At 71.0% G+C, this 22,152-nt stretch carries 16 protein-coding genes; 6 read left to right on the top strand and 10 right to left on the bottom strand.

The window, feature by feature from the left end; genetic code table 11:
• The 4 genes from QNJ12_RS03460 to QNJ12_RS03445 all read right to left on the bottom strand — a co-directional run bounded on the left by QNJ12_RS03460 (position 1) and on the right by QNJ12_RS03445 (position 6,518).
• Entirely contained in the window at positions 1 to 462 is a 462-nt protein-coding gene (locus QNJ12_RS03460; protein ID WP_300618825.1) for a PPOX class F420-dependent oxidoreductase, read from the bottom strand.
• 181 nt (positions 463 to 643) lie between these two features.
• Positions 644 to 1,036 carry a nitroreductase family deazaflavin-dependent oxidoreductase gene (locus tag QNJ12_RS03455; protein WP_300618822.1) on the bottom strand — a complete coding sequence of 131 codons (393 nt, stop codon included), beginning with the start codon at positions 1,034 to 1,036 and terminating at the stop codon, positions 644 to 646.
• Between the two features lie 40 nt (positions 1,037 to 1,076).
• The gene (locus tag QNJ12_RS03450; RefSeq protein ID WP_300618819.1) at positions 1,077 to 5,885 is read right to left on the bottom strand and encodes an extracellular solute-binding protein; all 4,809 of its coding nucleotides are present in this window, start codon (positions 5,883 to 5,885) and stop codon (positions 1,077 to 1,079) included.
• 93 nt (positions 5,886 to 5,978) lie between these two features.
• Positions 5,979 to 6,518: a hypothetical protein gene (locus QNJ12_RS03445; RefSeq protein WP_300618816.1), complete on the bottom strand. Its 540-nt coding sequence runs from the start codon at positions 6,516 to 6,518 to the stop codon at positions 5,979 to 5,981.
• Between the two features lie 710 nt (positions 6,519 to 7,228).
• Between QNJ12_RS03445 and QNJ12_RS03440 the strand changes: the two genes are divergently transcribed.
• The 4 genes from QNJ12_RS03440 (at position 7,229) to QNJ12_RS03425 (ending at position 11,998) form a co-directional block, all read left to right on the top strand.
• A complete protein-coding gene (locus tag QNJ12_RS03440; RefSeq protein ID WP_300618814.1) occupies positions 7,229 to 7,882 on the top strand; it encodes a hypothetical protein in 654 nt (217 codons plus the stop codon).
• A 55-nt stretch (positions 7,883 to 7,937) separates the two neighbouring features.
• A complete protein-coding gene (locus tag QNJ12_RS03435; RefSeq protein WP_300618811.1) occupies positions 7,938 to 9,041 on the top strand; it encodes a hypothetical protein in 1,104 nt (367 codons plus the stop codon).
• A gap of 81 nt (positions 9,042 to 9,122) precedes the next feature.
• Positions 9,123 to 10,847, top strand: a complete 1,725-nt coding sequence (locus QNJ12_RS03430) for an amidohydrolase family protein (protein WP_300618809.1) — start codon at positions 9,123 to 9,125, stop codon at positions 10,845 to 10,847.
• Positions 10,844 to 11,998 carry an amidohydrolase family protein gene (locus tag QNJ12_RS03425; RefSeq protein WP_300618806.1) on the top strand — a complete coding sequence of 385 codons (1,155 nt, stop codon included), beginning with the start codon at positions 10,844 to 10,846 and terminating at the stop codon, positions 11,996 to 11,998. Before QNJ12_RS03430 ends, QNJ12_RS03425 begins: the two co-directional genes overlap by 4 nt.
• Before the next feature lie 7 nt (positions 11,999 to 12,005).
• On the opposite strand, the gene QNJ12_RS03420 is transcribed toward QNJ12_RS03425, so the two are convergent.
• Together QNJ12_RS03420 and QNJ12_RS03415 are read right to left on the bottom strand one after the other, a co-directional pair.
• Positions 12,006 to 12,674, bottom strand: coding sequence for a hypothetical protein (locus tag QNJ12_RS03420; protein ID WP_300618803.1), 669 nt, complete (start codon positions 12,672 to 12,674; stop codon positions 12,006 to 12,008).
• Positions 12,671 to 14,761, bottom strand: a complete 2,091-nt coding sequence (locus tag QNJ12_RS03415; protein ID WP_300618801.1) for a hypothetical protein — start codon at positions 14,759 to 14,761, stop codon at positions 12,671 to 12,673. The genes QNJ12_RS03420 and QNJ12_RS03415 overlap by 4 nt, the downstream gene beginning before the upstream one ends.
• Positions 14,762 to 14,921: 160 nt before the next feature.
• Here QNJ12_RS03415 and QNJ12_RS03410 point away from each other — a divergent pair, with 160 nt between their 5' ends.
• Positions 14,922 to 16,193, top strand: a complete 1,272-nt coding sequence (locus QNJ12_RS03410; protein ID WP_300618798.1) for an MFS transporter — start codon at positions 14,922 to 14,924, stop codon at positions 16,191 to 16,193.
• 16 nt (positions 16,194 to 16,209) lie between these two features.
• Here QNJ12_RS03410 and QNJ12_RS03405 read toward each other — a convergent pair whose 3' ends face one another.
• From QNJ12_RS03405 to QNJ12_RS03390, 4 genes are all read right to left on the bottom strand, one after another.
• Positions 16,210 to 16,455 (bottom strand): hypothetical protein, encoded by a 246-nt coding sequence (locus QNJ12_RS03405; RefSeq protein WP_300618795.1) that lies wholly within the window; start codon positions 16,453 to 16,455, stop codon positions 16,210 to 16,212.
• 85 nt (positions 16,456 to 16,540) lie between these two features.
• The gene (locus QNJ12_RS03400) at positions 16,541 to 17,497 is read right to left on the bottom strand and encodes an NAD(P)-dependent alcohol dehydrogenase (RefSeq protein ID WP_300618792.1); all 957 of its coding nucleotides are present in this window, start codon (positions 17,495 to 17,497) and stop codon (positions 16,541 to 16,543) included.
• Between the two features lie 64 nt (positions 17,498 to 17,561).
• Entirely contained in the window at positions 17,562 to 19,949 is a 2,388-nt protein-coding gene (locus QNJ12_RS03395) for an FtsX-like permease family protein (RefSeq protein WP_300618789.1), read from the bottom strand.
• Positions 19,946 to 20,695, bottom strand: a complete 750-nt coding sequence (locus QNJ12_RS03390; protein ID WP_300618786.1) for an ABC transporter ATP-binding protein — start codon at positions 20,693 to 20,695, stop codon at positions 19,946 to 19,948. Before QNJ12_RS03390 ends, QNJ12_RS03395 begins: the two co-directional genes overlap by 4 nt.
• A 153-nt stretch (positions 20,696 to 20,848) precedes the next feature.
• Here QNJ12_RS03390 and QNJ12_RS03385 point away from each other — a divergent pair, with 153 nt between their 5' ends.
• On the top strand, positions 20,849 to 22,147 hold the full coding sequence (locus tag QNJ12_RS03385) for a deoxyribodipyrimidine photo-lyase (protein ID WP_300618784.1): 1,299 nt from the start codon (positions 20,849 to 20,851) through the stop codon (positions 22,145 to 22,147).
• The last annotated feature ends 5 nt before the right edge of the window (positions 22,148 to 22,152 follow it).

Here is a 22,152-nt window from a genome sequence, read left to right as displayed (position 1 = left end):
TCAGTCGAAGCCCGCCACGTCGACCTTTGCGACCACCCGATCGGGAACGACCCGGATGACCATCTCGGGCTCGACCGCGTTGCGCCTGCCGTACGCCTCGGCCTGGTCGGCACCCATGTAGCGCCCCCCGATCCGTGTCGCGACCGCGAGGAGGTCGTCGGGATCGGTCGACGTCGTCGCTCGCCCGGTGACCGTGACGAACGAGAACGTCGGGCGTTCGTCGTCCCAGCACAGGGCGACCCTGCCGTCTCGCACGATCGACTTGCCCTTGACCGTGTCGGCGCTCGTCATGAACACGACGACGTCCTCGCCCTGGGGACCGGTGCTTCGTTCGAGGTCGACCCAGACCGGCGCGACGTGCGGACTGCCGTCCTTGCGGGTGACGGCCAGCTTGGCCGTGCGGGGCGGATCGGCGGTGACGAAGTCCTGCCACCAGCCCTCAGGTGCACTCTGGTATCCCACGTCGTGGAGTCTCGCGCCGAACCATGTCGACGTGTCGGTTCGTGGCGCTGGGACGAGGTCACGCGGCGGGGGTTCGCGCGTCGGGTGGCCGGGCCGTCGTTGGGCTGGGGGTCTTCGGTTGGGGCCGGTGTCGGTGTGCCAGGTGTTCCGTCGGGTTGGTGCCAGGTAACTCGGCGCTGGTTCACCCGGTCCGGTGCTCGGCGAGCTCGATCCTCATGAAGTCACAGACGCGAAGGCACCGCAACACGACCCGAACCGGGATCGGCAGCACCGGCCACGCTGTCACCCGGTCGACCACCGTGGTCCGTTCGATCGATGCCGTGTGGCCTCGCCGGTCGATGCGGGCCGGCCCGGCGAGCACGTTCTGCACCCAGTCCGCGGCGGGTCCGTACGTCAGGGCGACGATCAGGTCGCCGTCGAGGTCGAAGACGTTGACCGGCGTGCGGTACTCCTTGCCCGACTGTCGACCGGTGTGGTGCACCGTCGCGAAGCCCGGGAACCGGCGCACGATCGGCTCGATGAACCGGTTCGTGTACCGCCGGTTGAAGCGGGCGACGGCTCTCGGCAGCGGCACGGTCGCGACCCTACGATGCCGGCCGCATCGCCGACTCGGCCTACCCGCCCTCGGCCCGCAAGGCCTCCCATGCCGTCTCGATGTCGGCGAGCACCTGGTCGATCGTCCGCACGCCGTCGACCCAGTCGTTCATGCCGGCGTAGAACGCCGACTGCGTCGGCGGGTCGTCGATCCATCCGCCGATCACGGGTGGCATGAGATCCGACGCATCGAGGCGGAACGTGCCCCCCGCCAGCGCGTCCCGCGTCTGCTCGTACAGCCGGCCGCGCACCGCCGAGGACGGGTCGTCGGCAGCCGTCGCTGCGAACACACCGGCGTCGAACCGCTGGTTGAGCGAGATGAAGCCGTTGCCCGGCTCGGTCGCCCAGACCGCACCCCAGGCGGGGTCGGCCACGTACTCGAGGAACCGCCGCACCTCGGGGCGATCGACGAGCCCGTACTGGCTGAACACCGAGCCGATCACCGGCGTCGCACCGCCCAGTTCGAGCGGCGGCATCGGGAAGAAGTCGACGTCCTGGCCGATCACCGTGCCCGGCGGCACGGCGCCGAGCATGAAGTCACCCTGGAAGAACAGCCAGCAGTCCGGGTCGATCTCGCCGGTGGCCGTGTCGCGCTGCAACAGGTTGAACATCTGCTCGGTGAAGTTCTCGTTGCTGATGGCCTCGGGCCCGACCCGGACGAAGCCCGGTTCGAAGAGGAGTGAGTCCGCCAACCGTGCGCCTTCGACAACGGCTGGGTCGGTGAACGCGATGCGGCCGTCGGACCAGCCGTCGTAGACGTCCGCCCCGCCGGAGATCAGGACCATGCTCTCGATGAGGTCGGTGCCCGGCCAGCCGTTGAACGGGAAGCCCGACTCGAACGCCACGCACCACGGCGACCGGCCGTCGTCGACGATGCGTCGGGACAGCGCGAAGAGCTCGTCCCACGTCGCGGGCACCTCGTAGCCGGCGGCGTTGAAGGCGGCCTTCGGGTAGAAGACGACACCCTTGAGGTCGGCGTCGACCGGGAGGCCGTACGCCACCTCGTTCGGCTCAGCCAGCGAGGACGCGTCGTCGCTCACCGACACGTTGAGCGTGTAGTTGCCGAAGTCGGCGCGCAGCGTGTCGTGGTCGAGGAACCGGCCGAGATCGAGCACGCGCGGCCGAGTCCACTCGGGGAGCTTCCCGCCCCAGGTGATCGTATCGGGTAGGTCGAGGTTGCCGGAGGCCAGCGCCAGGAGGCCCTCGCCGGTGTTCGACACGACGTCGATCTCGATCCCCGTCAGCGCCTCGAAGTCCTCGTACTGCCGTTCCAGACCGGGCTCGGCGCGCAGCGCGGGTGCGGCGACGGTCACCCGCGTGCCGGCGAGCGCCATCGGACCATTCGGCACGGCACCGTACGCCTCCATCCCGCTCCTCAGCGGGAGGTCGGCGGGCAGCTGCGCGCGGTCGGGGCACGGCCCGTCGTAGATCGGCTCGCACTCCTCGTCGGTGAGCGTGCGGTCGACGGCGGTCTCGGCGAACTCGACCAACTCGGCCGGTGGCAGCGCGTAGACACCGGCGAGGCCGTTCGGGCCTGAGCGGATCGCCACCGGGGTCTCGGGCGTCACGTCGTACTGCACGCTGAGCTGGTGCAGCGCCCAGTGCACGGCGTCGACGGCGTCCTCGTTGGCGAAGCCGAGGTCGACCGTCTCACGAACGGCCTGCACCGCATAGAGCAGCGCCAGCTCCTGATCGTCGCTGGCGTACGCCACCTCCGACGCGGCCACCAGCTCCGACACTGTGAGCAGGCTCTCGGTGTCGGCCTTCGCGCCCGATGCGGAGCGCCACTGCACGATCCCGAACACCGCCAGGAGCGCAATCACCACGCCGATCGCGCCGAGCCCGACGACCTGGCGCGCCCGCTGTCGCTCGCGGCGCTCGGCCTCGACGGCGCGCTGCTCGCGCTCGCGCTCCTCGTCGGCGGCGCGCTCCCGCTCTGCGACGCTGGCGTCGAGGAAGTGCCGCTCGGGTTCGGACAGCGGGAGCGACGTGCTGGTGGCCCACCCGTGGAGTTGCTCGAGGCGGCCGCCCCGCAACAGGTACTGGTCGCTGTGATCGGCCGCTGTCCATTCGGCCATCGCCTCGGCGAGCCGGCGCTGGTTGCGGACGTCGTGGCGGGCACCGTCGATCCACTCCCGCAGCCGCGTCCACTCGGTGAGCAGCGCCTCGTGCGAGATCTCGACGGTCGGGCTCCGGGTGACCGGGTCGCGGTCGAAGCTCAGCAGCCGGTGCCGGCCGAACGTGTCGAGCACCGCCCGCAACATCGCCCGATCGACGGCGAGTTGCTCGAGCTCGCCCTGGAGCACCCGGCGGCGCGTGTCGTCGGCACCCTCACCGAGCGTCACCAGGCGGAGGAACACCTGCCGCGCGACGAAGTGCGCCTCGTTGCCGAGACCGGCGAGCAGGCCCTCGGCCCGCTGCACGAGTGCGCCCGACACGCCGCCGATCTCGCGGTACGTGGCGTCGGTGACCCGGACGCCCTGCCGCCGATCGAACAGCTCGGTCAGCGTGTACTGCAGGAGCGGGAGCGCACCGGCGCGGTCGACGACGTCGCGCACCAGCTCGGCCACGAGCGCCGGCTCGAACGTCACGCCCATCGTCTCGACCGGGCCGCTGATGGCACGTTCGAGCTCCTCGGGTGTCATCGGGGTGATGATCTGCGTGCCGTCGTGGAGCAGCTCGCCGATGCCCCGATGGCGCAGCGGCCGGTCGTAGAAGTCGGCCCGCAACGTGACGACCACCCGGATCCGGCTGTGCTCGTCGTTCACCGCATCGACCAGCGCGTCGAGGAAGCTCGTCGCGATCGACGGCGAGACCTGGGTGAACAACTCCTCGAACTGGTCGACGACGAGCAGGAGCTGGGAGCCGTCGGCGGGGAGCACCCGCTGCACGGCCTTCTGCAGCCCGTGGTCGCCGACCAGCTGCTCGAGCAGCGACGCCGGTGGGTCGACGGCGACGCCGAGCAGCGCCTCCTCCAGCGACTCGAACGGGTGCGGCGCCGGCGCCATCTCGACGGTGAACCACCGATCGGACTGCGGGATCGCACCACGCCGCAATGCTGGGAGCAGACCCGCCTTGACGACGCTCGACTTGCCGCTGCCGCTCGGCCCGACGACCGCGACGAACCTGCCGCGGACGCCGGGCGCACCGAGCCGGGCGAGCAACCTCTCGACGAGGCGTTCGCGGCCGTGGAAGTCGGCCGCGTCGGCCGCGCCGAAGGCGCGCAGGCCCTTGTACGGATTGTCGAACTCGACCTCTTCGACCGGAGGAGCCGGCTCCGACACCCCCAGGGCCCGGCGCAGATCGCCCACGAACTCGGCGACGTGACCGTGGCGCCGATCGGCGTCGGCGGCCGTCGCACGATCGACGACCCGGAGCACCTCCGGCGCCAGTGCGCCGCTGATCTGGCCGATCTCGCCGCGGAGCCCCGTCAGCGCCTGCGCCATGACGACGGCGAGGCTGAAGATGTCGGAAGCCGCCGTGACCGGCCCCCGGTCGAGTTGCTCGGGAGACGCGTACGGCGGGCCGGCCGTCGAGATGCCCGACCCGTCGTCGGACGGCTCGCCGTCGGCACCGACCGCGATCCCGAAGTCGGAGAGGTACGCGTTGCCCTCGTCGTCGATCAGGATGTTGGCGGGCTTGATGTCTCGGTGCACGACGCCCGCCCGGTGCGCGGTCTCGAGCGCGCTGCCGAGCTGGTCGACCACCGTCGTCGCCCGCTCGGCCGTCAACGCGCTGCCCGCGAGGACGTCGGCGAGGCTGCCGCCCCGCATCAGCCGCATCACGAGGTAGGCGGCGTCGGGTTCGCGCCAGTAGTCGTAGAGCGGGACGATGTGCGGGTGTTCGAGCCGGGCGACCAGCTGTGCCTCCGCCTCGAAGCGGCGGATGAACGCCGGGTCGTTCGCCAGCTCGGGCCGGATGACCTTGATCGCCACCTCGCGCCCGACCGCGGGCTGGAACGCACGGTAGGCGACGCCGAACGCGCCCTCGCCGATCTGCTCGCGCAGCTCGTAGCCGCGCACGGCGAGGCCGGGCACGGCGCCACCGGCCGGGGCGCCAGCGGCCCCGATGTCGAGCGCCTCGTCGCCGGTGACGATCTGCTCCTCCAGCCGGCGGAGTCGGTTCGACGGCTCGATGCCGAGCTCGTCGCCGAGCTGCGATTGCAGGAGCTGGTACGCCCGCAGCGCCTCGGCCTGACGGCCCGACCGGTACAGCGCGAGCATCAGCTGGCCGGTGAGCTCCTCGCGCAGCGGGTGCTGGCGCACGAGCGTCTCGAGCTCGGACACCAGCTCGCGTGACAGGCCGCGCTGGAGGTCGGCGTCGATGCGGGCGCCGACCGCTTCGAGGCGCAGCTCCTCGAGCCGGGCGATCTCGGTCTGGGCGAACGACTCGTACGTGAAGTCCTCGTAGGCGCGGCCGCGCCACAGCGCGAGCGCCTCGCCGAGCGCGAGCGACGCCGCCGCCGGGTCGGTCTCGGCCAGCGATCGACCCTCGACGACGAGCCGCTCGAACCGCACGGCGTCGATGTCGTCCGGGTCGATCTCGACCAGGTAGCCGGGCGGCCGGGTGAGCAGGATCGTGCCGTCGGTGCGCTTCTCCCGCTCGGGTTCCAGCGCCTTGCGGAGACCGGAGACGTGGACCCAGAGCGCGTTCTGGCGGTCCGCGCCGACGTCGTCGCCCCAGAGCCCGTCGATGATCTGGTCGGTCGACCAGACCGTGTTCGGCGACGTCAGCAACAGCGCTAGCAGCGCTCGCTGGCGGAACGCCCCGAGATCGACGGGATCGCCGTCGCGCAGCACCTCCAGCTTGCCCAAGACCCGGTACTCCATGTGGCCCCCTCGCTCGACACTACGTGGTCCGGAGCAGTCTGCGCGACGGCGCTTAGCCAGGACTTAAGCCCTGGTCACGGTCCTGGTAGCCGCTCAGAACCCCTTCACCGTGCCGAAGTCGGCCGCTTCGTCGAAGTCGGCGAAGATCTCCTCGAGCGTGCGGACCTCGCGCACCCAGTCCATCATCCCCTCGTAGAGCAGCATCGGCTGGCCGTCGGCGAGGCGGCCGAGCGAGACCGGCAACACGTCGGACGCATGGCCGCGCAACGTGCCTGCGTCGATCGCGGGCCCGCATGTCGCCGAGCATGCGCAGGTGCACATCGACCTCGGGTCGCTCGCCGGGCCGAACGCGGCGGTGTCGAAGCGGCGGTTCGGCGGGACGAAGCCGGTGCCCGGCGGTGCGACCGAGCCGGCGTCGAAGGGCCGGTCCTCGGCCGCCCAGATCGTGCCGAACTCGGGGCTCGCGAGATGCTCGAGCAGCAGCCGCACCGCCGGCTCGTCGGCGAGGCCGGCCGCCAGAATCGTGGTGCCGACCGCCGAGTGCGGGGCGTTGGCGTCGACCGGCGGCACGAGGTAGTAGTCGAAGTTGACCCCCATATCGTTGCCGGGAAAGCGGCCGTAGATCCGGAACATCAGGCTGCGCTGGTGGTGGAACCAGCACGTGGACGGCGCTAGAACCGCAGGTCAGCAGCGGTGTCGACGATCATCCGTCCCGCTCTGCGAGGGCCCGGTCGATCTCGTCTTGGATGATCAGGTACGCGGGGCGACGAGCCGTTGCAGGCGTGGTCGCGGCCGGTTCGACCGCCCGGTCCGTTGCGAGCTCGACGGCTGGTGCGGTGGCGGGCTGCCCCTCGACGACCTCGTCCGAGTTGGCCGCTGCGCGGCCCCGGTCGGCGATTGCGGCGTCGATCTCGGCCTGAATGATCTCGGCCGCAGCCCGGGGCGGCGGAGGGCTCGGTTCGGCGGGTGCCGGCACCTCAGCGGGGGCGTCGAGTACGGGGTGCTCCGGGTCTACCGCATCGTGGCCGTCTACCACGGCGCCGACGACCGCAGATCCTGTGACCGCTGCAACACCCAGCGTGGCGGCGAGCCGGACGATCCGGCGCCGGGGGCGATCCAGGGCGGGCGCGGCGGGCCCGGGTCGTGGGTCGGTTCGTGTCAGTTGCTGTGTCATGGCGCCACCGTCTCGCACCGGTCTTCGCACCGGCTGAAGCCGACTGAGGCGCAACTAAACGCGACGTCGGCCAGCGCTCTGACCAGGACTTATGTGGCCCTTAAGTCGCTGACAGCCGGGCTTGAGTGCTCGAAAGCGGCCCCGAAGCCGCGACGCGGACGGTGGCTGCATGACCAGCCACCAGCTCCTCCGCACCGCCGCCTCGATCACCATCAACGTCGCCGTTCTGATCGGCGCCTTCGCCGCCGTCAACACGCCCACCGACGCCCTCACGGCGGCGTCGACGCACACCGACGAGCACGCCGACTCGCCCGTTCGGCACGAGATCGACGCCGACGCACCGGTCGAGATCCAGGACGCCGTGCACTGGGCGCTCTCGCTGTTCGAGGAGGCGGACATGGAGCTGCCGTCGATCCGCTTCAACTACCACGGCGAGGACCGGACCGGCTGCAACGGCGCCCAGGGCCTGCACCGGCACGCTCCCGAGGGCAGCAACGTCGAGCTGTGCATGACGGCGCCGGGGTTCCCGACCGCCGTGACCATCCTGCACGAGTTCGCCCATGCGTGGGTCGACCACAACGCCGGCGACGACGCCCGCTCGGCGTTCCAGGAGCTGCGCGGCTACGACCACTGGTCGAACTACGACGAGGTGATCTGGCACGAGAACGGCATCGAGCAGGCCGCCGAGATCATCGTGTGGGGCCTCGTCGACCGGCCGCTGGCGATGCTGCGCATCACCCAGAACAGCTGCGCCGAGCTCGAGGCCGGCTTCGTGACGCTGACCGGTCAGCTCCCGCTCCACGGCTTCCAGGACCACTGCTGAGCCATGACCGAAGCGGTGCCTCAGGGCGGCCGCAGCCGTCGTCGATACTGGAGGCGTGACCGGACGAAGCCCCACCGCCGCCGTCGCCGTCGCCCTCGCGGTGGCGGGTGTCGCCTCCGTGGCCGCCGCGCTCGGCTCCGGGATCGACGGCGCGGCGACGGCCGACGAGCCGGCCGAGCGGGTGCCGCTCCAGCGGGCCGACGACCCGGGCGACGTTCCCCTGCCTTCCGAGGCACGCCTCGTCGACACGTCGAACCCCGATCGGGTGATCGGGACCGGCACCCCTGCGAGCTGCACCTCTCGCGCGGTCGTCGACGCCGTCGCCGCCGGCGGGATCATCACGTTCGACTGCGGGCCCGACCCGGTGACGATCACGATGACGCAGACCGCCAAGGTGGTGAACACCTCGCCGATCGTCGTGCTCGACGGGGGCGGCATCGTCACGTTGAGCGGTGCCGGGCAGCGTCGCATCCTGTACATGAACACGTGCGACCGGGCCCAGATCTGGACCACGCCGCACTGCCAGAACCAGGACCACCCGCAGCTCACGATGCAGGGCCTGACGTTCAGGGACGGCAACAGCACCGGCGACGTCACCGAGGGGGGCGGCGGGGGAGCGGTCTTCGTCCGGGGCGGTCGGGTCAAGGTGCTCGACTCGACGTTCATCGACAACCGGTGCGACTCCGCGGGGCCCGACCTCGGCGGCGCAGCCCTGCGCGTGCTCAGCCAATACGAAGGGCTGCCGGTCGTCGTCGCAGGGAGCGAGTTCCGTGGCAACGACTGCTCCAACGGGGCCGCGATCTCGAGCATCGGCGTCTCGTGGCGGATCTACAACAGCGAGTTCACGAACAACCACGCGATCGGCAACGGCGCCAACCCGGCCCGAGCCGGTACGCCCGGCGGTGGCAGCGGCGGCGCGATCTACCTCGACGGCAACCGATTCACGCTCGACCTGCGGGGCAGCGTCATCGAGGGCAACAGTGCCCGCGAAGGCGGTGGCGCCATCTTCTTCGTGTCGAACAACCGCACCGGCGAGCTGCGGATCGAGCGGTCGCTGCTCGATGGCAACCCGAGCCTCGGCTTCGAGACCAGAGGCTTCCCGGGGATCTTCTTCCTCGGTCGTGGCGCCCCCCAGGTCGTCGATTCGACGATCCGCTGACCTGCGTCCGCTCGACCCGTACGACCGGGGGCGCCAGTTGCCGGGGCAGTACCGTGGCGTGCCGGGGCGAAGGGGGTCCGCATGGCTGAGCACGATCTGGTGATCCGGAACGGAACGGTGGTCGATGGGACGGGCGGTGACCGATTCGTCGGCGACGTGGCGGTGTCCGGCGGTCTCGTCACCGCGGCCGGCGACGTCGACGGCAGCGGGCGCCGGGAGATCGACGCCGAGGGCCACCTCGTCGCACCTGGCTTCGTCGACATCCACACGCACTACGACGGCCAGGCGACGTGGGACACCCAGCTCGCGCCGTCGAGCTGGCACGGCGTCACCACGGTCGTCATGGGCAACTGCGGAGTCGGCTTCGCGCCCGTCCACGAGCAGGACCGCCAGCGCCTGATCCAGCTGATGGAGGGCGTCGAGGACATCCCGGGAACGGCACTCCACGAGGGCCTGTCGTGGGAGTGGTCGAGCTTCCCGGAGTACCTCGACGACCTCGACGGCAAGCCGCGCGACATCGATCTCGGTGCCCAGCTCCCGCACGGCGCAGTCCGGCTCCACGTGATGGGCGAGCGTGGAGCGAACCAGGAGCCGGCGACGCCCGACGACATCGCCCGGATGGCCGAGATCGCCCGTGAGGCGGTCGAGGCCGGCGCGCTCGGCTTCACCACGAGCCGCACCCTGAACCACAAGTCCTCCCTCGGCGAGCCGACGCCGGCGCTGCGAGCCGAGGCCGACGAGCTCGTCGGGATCGCCCAGGCGATGGGCGCCGCCGGCCAGGGCGTGCTCCAGGTCGTCAGCGACTTCATCGACATGGAAGCCGAGCTCGACCTGTTCCACGCAATGGCGGCCGAATCCGGCCGGCCGATCTCGGTCTCCATCGCCCAGGCGCCCCGCCGGCCCGACGACTGGAAGATCGAGCTCGACCGGTTCGCCGAGGCGACCGCAGCCGGCGTCACGATGCGGGGCCAGGTCGGCGCCCGGGCGGTCGGCATCATGCTCGGCCTCGAGACGACGCTCAACCCGTTCATGTTCAGCGCGGCCTACTGCGAGATCGAGCACCTCTCGCTCGCCGAGCGAGTTGCGCGCATGCGGCGCCCCGAGGTCCGGCAGGCGATCATCGACGGCGCCCACGTCGAGAAGGGCGGCAAGCTCGGCAGCGGTGTCGTCGGCTGGTTTCCGCAGATGTTCCGGCTCGGCGACCCGCCGAACTACGAGCCGGACCCGGCCGACTCCGCGGCGGCGACGGCCGACCGGGAGGGCCGCGCCGCCGTCGAGGTCGCGTACGACTGGTTGCTCGAGGCCGACGGCCGGGCGCTGCTCTACGTGCCGAGCCTGAACTGGGCGAACGGCAACCTCGACGTCGTCGGCGAGATGCTGCAGCATTCCGCGGCCGTGCCCGGCTTGAGCGACGGCGGCGCCCACGTCGGCACGATCTGCGACGTCAGCTTCCCGACCACCTTGCTGCAGTGGTGGGGCCGTGACCGCCCCCGCGGCCGGATCCCCGTCGAGACGCTGATCGCCAAGCAGTGCCGCATGACCGCCGAGACGGTCGGGCTGCACGACCGCGGCGTGCTCGCGCCGGGCTACCGGGCCGACGTCAACGTCATCGACTTCGACCACCTCCGTCTGCACGTGCCCGACATCGTGCACGACCTGCCGGCCGGTGGTCGTCGGATGCTGCAGCGGGCCACCGGCTACCGCCACACGTTCGTCGCCGGGACCGAGATCATGGCCGACGGCGAATCGACCGGCGCGACACCCGGGCGGCTCGTCCGTGGTGCCCAGCCCGCACCGGTCCGATGAGCTACCCGTTCCCCGTCATCAGCGCCGACTCGCACATCACCGAGCCGCCGAACTGCTACGTCGACCACATCGACCCGGCGTTCCGCGACCGGGCGCCGCACATGGTCGGCGACGACGAGCGTGGCGACGTGTTCGTCATCCCCGGCATGGGCCGCCCGATCGCGATGGGCCTCGTCGCAGCCGCCGGCAAACCGGCCGAGGAGCTGACGATCGGCGGCGTGCGCTTCGACGAGCTCCATCGCTCGGGCTGGGACCCGAGCCACCGACTCGCCGACCAGGCCCGCGACGGCGTGTCGGCCGAGGTGATCTACCCGACCGTCGGGATGATGATCTGCAACCACGACGACGCCGACTTCAAGAAGGCCTGCTTCGACGCCTACAACCGCTGGATCGCCGGATACTGCTCCGAGGCCCCCGACCGGTTGCTCGGCTGCGGCCAGACCGCGCTCCGCACGATCGAGGAGGGGATCGCGGACATCGAGGCGATCGAGGCGGCCGGCCTGCGCGGCGTGATGATGCCCGGCGAGCCCGGCACGCTGACACCCGACGGCGGCGGCGCCGACTACGACGACCCCGCCTGGGACCCGTTCTGGGAGGCGGCCGTCGACCTGGGACTGCCGCTCAGCTTCCACATCCTGACGTCGCGCAGCAGCGCCTTCAACGGCAAGCCGCGCGGCTCGCGCCTCAACGGCTTCCTCGGCATCATCCGCGGCATCCAGGACATCATGGGGACGCTGGTCTTCGGCGGCGTCTTCGAGCGCCACCCCGGTCTGCGGATCGTGTGCGTCGAGGCCGACGCCGGCTGGGTGCCGCACTACATGTACCGGATGGACCACGCCTACAACCGGCACCGCAACTGGATGGCGCCCGGCATCGAGCTGTCGAAGCTGCCCTCGGAGTACTTCGCGGAGCACATCTACACGACGTTCCAGGATGACTGGACTGCCTTCCGGCAGGCCGATCACATGAACTGGCGCCGGCTGATGTGGGCCAACGACTTCCCGCACTCCGACTCGACCTGGCCGTGGTCGCAGGAGATGCTCGCCGAGCAGGCGGCCGGCCTCACCGACGAGCAGCGGCAAGCGATCCTGTCCGGCAACGTCGCCGAGCTCTACGGCATCGACACCGGAGCGCTGCCCGTCGCAGCGTGAGCCACGATCACCTCGGTTGCGTCGTGGCGTGCACGGCGACCGGGATCGGGAGTTCGCCGTCGTAGGCGTCGAGCCCGACCTGCGCGAGGATCGTCGCACCCGGCGCGACGACCGCATCCGGCACCTCGATCTCCAGGCGCCATCCCTCATCGACCACCGTCGACGCGATCACGTCTGCGTAGCCCCGGGCGCTGGCGGTCAGTTGGCCGCCGAGCCACGTCTCGACCACGGCCGCCGGCTGGATCAACTCGACGTGGAGTCCTTCGGTGCCGACGTGGACGAGGGTGGGTCGGGTCGGCTCGGTGAGGTCGATCGACAGGGCTGCGAGGGGATGGGCGCGGAGGTCGTCGAGCAGACCACGGCAGCGCTGCAGCAGATCGCCCCACGGTCCGTCCAGCTCGTCGTCGGCCGAGACCTGGAGCATCGTCTCGTCGTCGATCATCAGCCGCTCGACGGACGAGTCCGGCAGGAGCGGCTCGGCCCGTGGTGGCCGCCGGTCGATCGCCCGATTGATCTCGGCCTCGATCTCGTCCAACTCGTCGAGCGAGCCGGCGAAGCGGCCGACGCGGTCGCCGGTCGATCGCCACATGGTGAAGCTCCCGTCGACCTCGATCTCGAGGACCTCGCGCTCGGGTGGTGACGTCACCGATCGGCGATCGAAGCGAAGCTGCTTCATCGCGCGCCGATCGACCAGTTCTCGCCGGGGAAGCGCCGTTGCACGATGGCGACGAACTCCCGGAGGTGGCGCGGCTCGACCGGATGCGTGTGGGGTGCGGGCCCGAACACCTCCGGGTTGCCCATCACCGACCTGCTCGCATACGAGAACACGGTCTGCAGCACCCAGCGATCACCGCGGTCGGCGTCCTGGTCGAGCTGATCGACCAGGTCGTCTTCGAGCGAGCCATGCCGGCTGTCGTACTCGGCCAGGACCGCCTGGGCGAAATCGCCCTGCTGCGGGATGCCGCCGACGAGCAGGCCGACGGTCGTGAGCAACGCCCTCGCTTGAATGCGCCGCTGTGCCTGCGGATCGGCGTGGAGTGCGGTGTGGAGGTCGTCGGCGATCTGCGCATTGGTCTGGCCGGAGGTGTTGGCCGGGCCGGTCGGCACCGCGCCGGTGATCTGGCGGAAGTCGTCGTGGCTGCGCTGGTACTCGTCGGGGAGGCCGATGAAGTGGCCGAACTCGTGGGGCACGGTCGACGGGCGCATCATGACGTAGAACTTCCCGGCGTTCGCACGATCCTCGGGCGAGATCTGTCCGGGGATCTTGTTCTCGACGACCTCGACTTCTCGCGACGCGTTCGAGTCGTTGACCATCGTGAACTGGATGGGGATCCTCCGCCCGCCGGGTTCGCGCACGGCGAACTGGTTCCAGGTGTTGTTGATCTGCGTCTGCCAGAGCGCGTACGGAGGTGTCACGCCGGACGCGGGCTCGAAGTCGATCGGGACCCGCACGTCGAGACGGTCGCCGACGAGCGTCCAGTCGAACAGCCCGTGGCCGACGGTCGTGACGCCCTCGAACATGTCCTGCTCGAAGCGGTTCTCGAACCGGCCGAACGTGGAGAGCGACTCGGGGATCTCGGCGCCGCGACTCCGGCTGGTCCGGTACAGGGCCTGGTTCTGCGCAGCGGGCTCGGCCATGTCGGGCGCCAGCCAGATGCGCTCGAGCACCCCTTCGTCGTCGTCGCCCACCACGGTCTCGGTGTGGACGCGTCCCACGAGCCGGAGCCGTTCGGCGGTGGTCGCGAACCCGAAGTCCGCGACCTGGTGGAGGAGATCCGGGTCGGCCCCGTTCAGCACTTCGAAGCACGCCGCCTCGTCGCCGGCGCGGCCGAGCAGGTCGCGGGCACGGTCGAGCTCGCCGCCCGACAGGTCGTCCTCGAGGGCCACGAGCAGGCTGCCGTACTTCCGCTGATGTTCGGCCAGCAGGGCGGTGACGGCGGCCGGCGACGCGCCGACCTGTTCGAGCACGCGCATGATGCGGCCCTCGTCGGTCCCGAGCCCCGTGATCGCCTGGTGCAGCTCGTCGGCAGCGGAGAGCTCGCCTTGACCGAGGAGGCGCATCGCCTCGGTCAGCTCGGCACCGCTCATCTCGTCGCGGAGGTCCGTCTCGAGCGACCGGCTGTAGATCCGGGCGTAGGTGTCGCGGATCTCCTGGCGTTCTGCCGCGCTGCGCCCCGTGAGGACGGCGAAGATCGCATCCTCGTCCGTGCCGAGCCCTTCCATCGCGGCCCGGAGGCGTCGCGCCGCGGGCTCCGCCCGGTTGACGCGTTCGGCCGCTGCTGCGAGACCGCCACCCGCGGCTCCGGCGGCCGGCGACGGTTCCTGAGGGGCCAGCGCGGCGAGGCGCCGCAGCTCGCCGGCGTTCAGCTCGTCGTGCAGGTCCGCCGTGAGATCGCGGTCGAACAGCGCGCCGTACGCGCGCTCGATGGCGTCGACCTGCGACTGCGTTCGTCCGGTGAACACCCCGTAGATCGCGTCCTCGTCCGTCCCCCACCCCTCCATGGCGTCCCGGAGGCGGCGTGCGAGCTGCTGGGCCATGCTCGGGCTGAGCTGGTCGGGTTCCGGAGCGCCGCCGCCTGCGCCCGCTCCGCCGCCGCCCGCCCCGGCATCGGCCTCTCGGAGTCGTTGCGCGAGCCGCTGCACGCCGGTGTTGCCGAGGCGACGCTGGAGGTCGTCCACCACCTGGTCGTCCCGGCGCGGGAGAAGATCGGGTGCGGGCGCCGCGTGGGGGCCGGTCCCGACGTCGCCGTGTGCGCGCCCCATCCCCGCAGTGTCACTCCGGTGCCGTCGCCCGTCAATCACGGCGATCCGGCCCCTCGGGCGAGACCGTGTGCCCGATCGGGCACACGGGCCACGGCGCCGGTGTGTGCGACGACGCCTCCGAGCCCGCCGTGCTCGGACGGGTCGGGCAGGATGGGCCGCCATGGCCGCGACGTTCCGTTCCCTCCGCTATCGGAACGCACGCTTGTTCTTCAGCGGGCTGATGCTCTCGAACATCGGCACGTGGATGCAGTTCACCGCCACTGCGATCCTCGTCGACCGTCTGACGGGTCGCACCACCGCCATCGGTGTCCTGACGGCGCTGCAGTTCCTGCCGATGCTGTTCCTCGGTGCGTGGGCCGGTGCGGTCGCCGACCAGCGCGACCGGCGGCGGCTGTCGATGATGACGCAGGGCGGCTTGGCGATCCAGGCCGTGGCGCTGGCTGTCTTCGACCTGACCGGCACGATCAACCTCGGCATCATCTACGTGCTCACGTTCGTGCTCGGCGTGATCTCGGCGATCGACAACCCGGCCAGGCGCGGATTCGTCACCGAGCTGGTGCCCGAGGAGGACATGGCCAACGCGATCTCGCTCAACACGGCGACGATGACCGGCTCGCGGATCTTCGGGCCGGCGATCGCTGCGCTCCTGGTCGGGCCGATCGGCACCGGCTGGTTGTTCACGATCAACGCCGTCTCGTTCCTGGCGATTCTCGGCAGTCTGTTCCTGCTCGACGAGAGCGAGCTCCACCGTGCGCCGCTCGCCGAGAAGGGCGGTACCCCGATCCGCGACGGGCTGCGGTTCGTGCGCGACACGCCGGCGCTGTTCGCGCCGTTCGTCGTGTTCGCGATCGTGGCGACGTTCGGGTTCAACCACAACGTCGTGTTCCCCCGCATGTCCCGCGAGATCTGGGGCGACGAGTTCTGGTTCGGAATCGTGCTCACCACGCTGAGCATCGGCAGCATGCTCGGCTCGCTCCTGACCGCCGGGCGTCGGGTGGTCACCCTGCGCTGGATGGTCGCCAACGGGTTGTTGCTGGGCATCGCTGCGCTCGCCCTCGCCTGGTCCGGCCGGGTCTGGTTGGCGCTGGTGCTCGCCGTGCCGCTCGGGTTGGGCGGCGCCGGCTTCGTGACCTCGATGAACGCGATCACCCAGCAGCTGTGTCCGCCGGACATGCGAGGTCGCATCCTTGCGCTGACCGCAGTCGCCTTCCTCGGCTCGTACCCGATCGGCGGGCCGATCACCGGCCTCGTCGGCGACTACGTCGGTCTCGAATGGTCGCTGGGGTACGGCGCGCTGATCTCGCTCAGCGCGGTGTTCGCGCTCATCTGGTGGGCGCTCGGGCGCGACGCGCACGAGTCACGGTTCGACGTGCTGCGCAACCTGCTCGGCGCGTCCACGCCCGTGGCACCCAGCCCGAGCGAGCACCCCTGAGCTACTGGTTGAGTGGTCAGACCGAGAGCAGGACGGCGATCCCGACGGCGATCGCCATCATGGCGATCCCGATCAGGGCGGTGCGCAACCGGTGCTGGCTCGGACCCTCCACGACCTCCCGCTTCCGGCGGTTCCACCGGTGGCCGATCTCCAACGCGTACGCGTCGGGATCGGCACCGACGATGCCCGTCACCACCAGGATCACGCCGAAGAGGAAGAGCAGGAAGACGCCGCCGACCACGAGGAGCATCCCTTGGTCCACGTTCCTCACCTCCGCTTCCATCGTCCTCCGATCGGGCCTCCCTTGCCAAGGGGGGCCGCCTGCCGAGGGGCCGCGACGGCGGACGTCAGGCCAGCTCGACGACGACCTTGCCCAGGGCGCGACCCTCGCCGATCTCGCGCAGGGCGTCCGGGACCTCGTCGAGCCGGAACGTGCGGTGGATGTGGATGTCGACGTCGCCGGCGACGCAACGGTCGGCCAGCGGCGCGAAGTGCTCGGGACCCTGCCGCACGACGAGCATGCCCAGCCGCCGACCGGTCAGGCGACCGGTGACCGCACCGGCCGTCACCAGCCGCAGGAGCATCGACACCGAGCCGCCGACCCAGCGGTACCGGCCGCCATCGGCGAGGACACGACGGATCGCGAGCACCGACCTGTCCGCGACGAGGTCGAGGATGATGTCGTACCGCTCGTCGGTCCGCGTGTAGTCGTGCTGCCGGTGGTCGATCACCTCGTCGGCACCGAGCGACTGCATGAAGTCGAGCTTGCCGGCGTTGTCGACGCCGGTCACGTGGGCGCCGGCCTGCTTCGCCACCTGGATCGCGAACGAGCCCGATCCACCACCGGCGCCGTTGATCAGCACGCGCGTCCCGGGTGCCGCTCCGGCGGTTCCCTGGAGCGCGATCGCGCCGGACTGCGGGATCGCCGACGCCTCGCCGAACGTCAGCTCCGGGGGCTTCGCGGCGAGCGCGGACTCGGGTGCCACGGCGTACTCGGCGAAGCCACCTTTGAGTCCGAGGTTGTCGCCGTAGACCTCGTCGCCGGGACGGAAGCGGGTGACGCCCGCTCCCACGGCTTCGACGTGACCGGCGATGTCGGAGCCGAGCGTGCGCCTCGCCGGCACTCGCAGCCCGCCGACCCGGGCGAAGAGCGGTGTGCCGCGCAGGCACTCCCAGTCGCTGAGGTTGACGGAGGTGGCGGCCACCCTCACCAGCACCTGGCCGGCGGCAGGTGTCGGCATCGGCACCTCCTCGAGGCGGAGCACGTCGGGTGGCCCGTACCGGTCGTAGACGACCGCCCTCACGCCGGCCGCCCGTCGCGCACGGCGTCGCTGCAGGCGGACATCGCCGCCGAGCGTACCCGGCGGCCTACTCGTAGCGGAGGGCGACGCTGGGTGGGAGCCGGCCGGCGCGGCGGAGCGGGCGGCGCAGCACGAGCACGGCGACCAGCAACGTCAGCACCAGCGTCACGGCGATCGGCCAGAGCGGGTAGCGGAGCGTGAACGTGACGTCGAACGCGTTGCCCATCGCGTGGAGGATGATCCGCCCGATCGCATACCCGAAGGCGATCCCGAGCAGCCATCCGAGCACGACCAGCACCACCGCCTCGGCGAGGAACACGCGACGGATGTCGCGCGCCCGCGCCCCGATGCTCCGGAGGATCCCGATCTCGCGCGTTCGCTCGACGATGTTGGTCGTCATCGCCGACACCAGCCCGATCATGCCCATCGCGACGATCGGGATGCCCATCGACATGATGATCGTCACCACGATGCGGTCCTCGGCGCGATCGGCCTCGCGCTCGATGTACCGGACGTCGGCCCCGTAGGCGTACCGCTCCCGGTCGAGCAGCTCGCGGATCTCGACGTGCACCCGATCGATGGCGGCGGTGTCTCGTGAGGTCGTCGTCACCCAGAACCAACTCGGCTCCTCGCGCTCGCTGAGCGCCAACGCGGTGTCGATCGGGACGAACAGCGCCCGGCCGTCGCCGACCATCGTGCTGTCGATCCCGACGACCTCGAGGTCGACCGGACCGCTCAGCGTGTCCGCTCGTACCGAGTCGCCGACCGACAGGTCGTGGATGGTCGCCAGCGCCGGTCCGACGACTGCGACGTGGGACCGGGCGTCGTTCTCGGCCTCGGTGAACCAGCGTCCCTCGCTCAGCTGGTACCCGAAGACGGGGTCGGCGGGGAGGCCCCACGCGAACGTCTCGGTGTCGCCGACCAGCAGATCGGCCCCGACGGTCGGCTGGACGCTGTCGACCCCCTCGATCTGCGCGATCTGCTCCGCGGCTCGTGTCCCGAGCCGGCGCCCGGATCCGAAGCCGTACACCTCGATGTCGCCGCCTTCGGCAGCGCGGCTCTCCTCGCTGACCTCGATCAGGGTGATGGCGAGCGAGGCGAAGCCGAGCAGCGTGCCCACGGCGAGCGCGATCTGGAGTTGTGTGGCGATGCTGCGGGTCCTGCGTCGTCCCGCGGCGCGCAGGCCCAGCTGGGCCGTGCGCGGCAACCACCGGCCTCGCGTCGTCAGGCGATCGACGCGCGACGCGCCGAACGACGCATCCGAACCCGGCTGCCCGAGCGCCTCGCGAACGGTGATGCGGGTGCCTCGCAGCAGGGGTGGCACCGATGCGAGCAGGGTTGCACCGATGCCGACCACTGCGCTCGAGGCGAGCGCGAGACCGCTGACGCGCCACCCGGGCTCGACACCCTGGAACCGGCCCAGGTAGTTCGTGAGGAGGTTGGCGACCGGCAGCCCGATCGCCGTGCCGATCACCGTGCCACCGACACCGAGCAGGGCGCTCGTCGCCAGGTAGGTCGCGAGTATCTGCCGGCGCCGGCCGCCGATGCTCTTCATGATGCCGATCTCGCGTGCCTGTTCGCGGGCGAGGGTCGTCATGGTCGAGGCGACCAGCACGAGCGCGGAGAACACCGAGACGCCGGCGATCACCCAGAACAGCACCTGGAAGTTGTCGAAGTCGTCCTGGCCCGGCCACTCGCCGGCGGGGCGGATGTCGACGAGTGCGTTGTACCCGACGTTCGGCTTCACATCCGCGAGTCCGTCGCGGATCGCATCGATCGTCGCGGCGAGCACCGCGTCGTCCCGGCGACCGACCCTGACGTCGATCTCGGTGAAGAGCCGATCGAACGGCGCGAGCTCCCAGACCGCTTCGGCCGGCATGTACAGCACCGGGATCCAGTCGGATGCGTTGTGGCTGAAGTAGATCGAGCTGCCCTCACCGGTGATCGTGGTGTCCTCCCAGGCGCCGCTCGCCGTGCGGAGTTGCACCACGTCGCCGACCCGGCCCGCGGCACGACCGTGCAGGTCGTTGACCGGATCGGTCAGGGCCTCGAGCGAACCCCCGTCGAATCGTGGTGCGTCGCCGTGCGCGACGTCGACCACGTTCACCTGTTGATCGGCGAAGTCCAGGACGCCGATCAGCCAGACGTCCTGGATGCGATCGCCGATCCGCAGCTCGGTGATGTGCGTGGTGCGAGCCTCGAGGCCGGCGACGTTCGGGATCTCGCGCAGCGCGGCCAGGTCGTCGTCGGCGAGCGCGACGCCGTCGGGTCGCAGGACCAGGTCGTGGAGCAGCTGGGAGTCGACGCGTTCGTCCATCGCTGCGTCGAAGTCGCGTGGCGCGGCGAACAGCCACGTACCCACGACCGCTGCGGCGAGCGACGCGACGGTGAAGGCGGTGCGCGCCCGGTGATGGGTGAGTTGGCGCCAGGCGTACCGGGTCAGCGCGGTCGTCATCGCCCGTCGTCCACGACGACGCCGTCACGCAGCGTCACCACGCGGCCGGCGCGCGCACCGAGCGTGACGTCGTGGGTGACGTACACGACGGTGGTGCCGGTGCGGTTCACCGACTGCAACACGTCGAGCATCGCCGAGGCGGTCTCGCTGTCGAGGTTGCCCGTCGGCTCGTCCGCGACCAGCAGCAACGGATCGCATGCCATCGCCCGCGCGATCGCCACCCGCTGCTGCTCGCCGCCCGACAGCTCGCTCGGGAACCGATCCACCCGATCGCCCAGGCCGACCAGCTCGAGTCGCTCGTTCGCGGTGGTCAGCCGCTCCTCCACGCTGCCCCGGCGCGCGAAGTCCAGCGGCAGCATCGTGTTCTCGAGTGCGGTGAGCGTCGGGAGCAGCTGGAAGAACTGGAACACGATCCCGACGTGCTCGCCGCGCCAGACCGCCAACTCGTCCTCGCTCATCGAGTCGAGCTCGCGTCCGCCCACCGTGACCGAGCCGGACGTCGGGCGGTCGATGCCCGTCATGATGTTGAGCACGGTCGACTTCCCGCTGCCGCTCGGCCCGGCGATGGCGACCATCTCGCCGGCGTCGACCGTGAGGTCGACCCCGCGCAACGCCAGGTAGTCGAGGTGCCCCGACCGGTACACCCGCTCGACGCCCCGCAGCGCGATCACCACCTCGGTGTCCGCTCCGCCGTCCCGTCCCGTCGCCGCGGTCGCCGCCGCCGCTGCATCGATGTCGGGCTGCATGCCACTCACCTCGCGCGCATCTCTCACCCCAATCGTTCGCCTCGCCGGGGGCCTCTCCTAGGGCCGGAGGTCACCCTGGGTTGCCGGGTCGCCGGGTCGCCGGGTCGACTGCTCGACCGCGCGTTCGCGTCGCTCGGCGATCACACTGTTCCGGTGGCCGACCGATCGATCATGTGGTTCCGGCGCGACCTGCGTGTCGACGACCATCCGGCGCTGGCCGAAGCGTGCGCGGTGGGCGAGGTGTTGCCGCTGTTCGTCGTCGACCCGGCGTTCGCATCGGCCGGGCAACCGCGCCGCGCGCTGCTGCACGACTGCCTCGCCGCGCTCCGCGACGCCACCGGCGGAGCGCTCGTCCTGCGGCACGGTGACCCGGTGGACATCATCACCGGCGTGGCCGAAGAGGTTGGCGCGACGACCGTGTACGTCTCGAAGGACGCCGGCCCCTACGGCCGGGCGCGTGACGCGGCGGTTGCCGATGCTCTCCGGGCCGGTGGCCGTCGGCTGCGCGGCGTCGGGTCGCCGTACGCGGTCGAGCCCGGCACGGTGCGCAAGGACGACGGCGGCGCCTACGCCGTCTTCACGCCGTTCTCGAAGCGGTGGCGCGCCACCGGCTGGGCCGACCCGATCGATGCGCCAGCAGATCCCGGGTGGATCGAGGCACCGTCCGACCCGCTGCCCGAGCGCCCCGAGATCGAGCTCGAGGTGCCCGATCCGGCGGCGGCCGGCGCACGCTGGCAGGAGTTCCGCGCCGCGGGCCTCGACGGCTACGCCGATCGTCGCGACCTGCCCGCCGTCGACGGCACCAGCCGGCTGTCACCGTTGCTGAAGTACGGCGTGCTGCACCCGCGCCGGCTGCTCGTCGAGTCGGACCCGTCGATCGACGGGCACCGGGTGTTCCAGTCCGAGCTGGCGTGGCGTGACTTCTACGCCGACGTGCTGCTCCGCCGGCCCGACACGGCGTGGGAGAACCTCGACCGCCGCTTCGACCGGATCGACCTCGACACGGGTGCCGCGGCTCGCACGAAGTTCGAGCGGTGGTGCGAGGGCCGGACCGGCTTCCCGATCGTCGACGCCGGGATGCGCCAGCTCGCAACAACGGGCTGGATGCACAACCGGGTCCGGATGATCGTCGCCAGCTTCCTCGTCAAGGACCTCCATCTCCCGTGGCAGTGGGGTGCGCGCTGGTTCATGCAGCACCTGCTCGACGGCGACCTGGCCTCGAACAACCACGGGTGGCAGTGGGCGGCCGGCACCGGCACCGACGCGTCGCCCTACTTCCGGGTGTTCAACCCGACGGCGCAGCAGGAGCGGTGGGATCCGACCGGCGAGTACGTCCGCCGGTGGATCCCCGAGCTCGACAGCTCGGACTACCCGGCGCCGATGGTCGACCACGCCGCCGAACGGCGCGAGGCGCTCGCTCGCTATCAGGCCGTCAAGGCCGCCGCTCGCTAGCGTCG

Source organism: Ilumatobacter sp., from assembly GCF_030065885.1.
In the GTDB taxonomy this organism is placed as follows: domain Bacteria; phylum Actinomycetota; class Acidimicrobiia; order Acidimicrobiales; family Ilumatobacteraceae; genus Ilumatobacter.
This window is presented reverse-complemented; position numbering and strand designations above follow the sequence as displayed.

Coding starts and splice junctions, on each gene's coding strand:
- QNJ12_RS03430 (WP_300618809.1), top strand. CDS start 9,123: ATGGCTGAGCACGATCTGGTGATCCGGAACGGAACGGTGGTCGATGGG.
- QNJ12_RS03415 (WP_300618801.1), bottom strand. CDS start 14,761: ATGGGGCGCGCACACGGCGACGTCGGGACCGGCCCCCACGCGGCGCCC.
- QNJ12_RS03445 (WP_300618816.1), bottom strand. CDS start 6,518: ATGTTCCGGATCTACGGCCGCTTTCCCGGCAACGATATGGGGGTCAAC.
- QNJ12_RS03410 (WP_300618798.1), top strand. CDS start 14,922: ATGGCCGCGACGTTCCGTTCCCTCCGCTATCGGAACGCACGCTTGTTC.
- QNJ12_RS03425 (WP_300618806.1), top strand. CDS start 10,844: ATGAGCTACCCGTTCCCCGTCATCAGCGCCGACTCGCACATCACCGAG.
- QNJ12_RS03395 (WP_300618789.1), bottom strand. CDS start 19,949: ATGACGACCGCGCTGACCCGGTACGCCTGGCGCCAACTCACCCATCAC.
- QNJ12_RS03450 (WP_300618819.1), bottom strand. CDS start 5,885: ATGGAGTACCGGGTCTTGGGCAAGCTGGAGGTGCTGCGCGACGGCGAT.
- QNJ12_RS03390 (WP_300618786.1), bottom strand. CDS start 20,695: ATGCAGCCCGACATCGATGCAGCGGCGGCGGCGACCGCGGCGACGGGA.
- QNJ12_RS03420 (WP_300618803.1), bottom strand. CDS start 12,674: ATGAAGCAGCTTCGCTTCGATCGCCGATCGGTGACGTCACCACCCGAG.
- QNJ12_RS03440 (WP_300618814.1), top strand. CDS start 7,229: ATGACCAGCCACCAGCTCCTCCGCACCGCCGCCTCGATCACCATCAAC.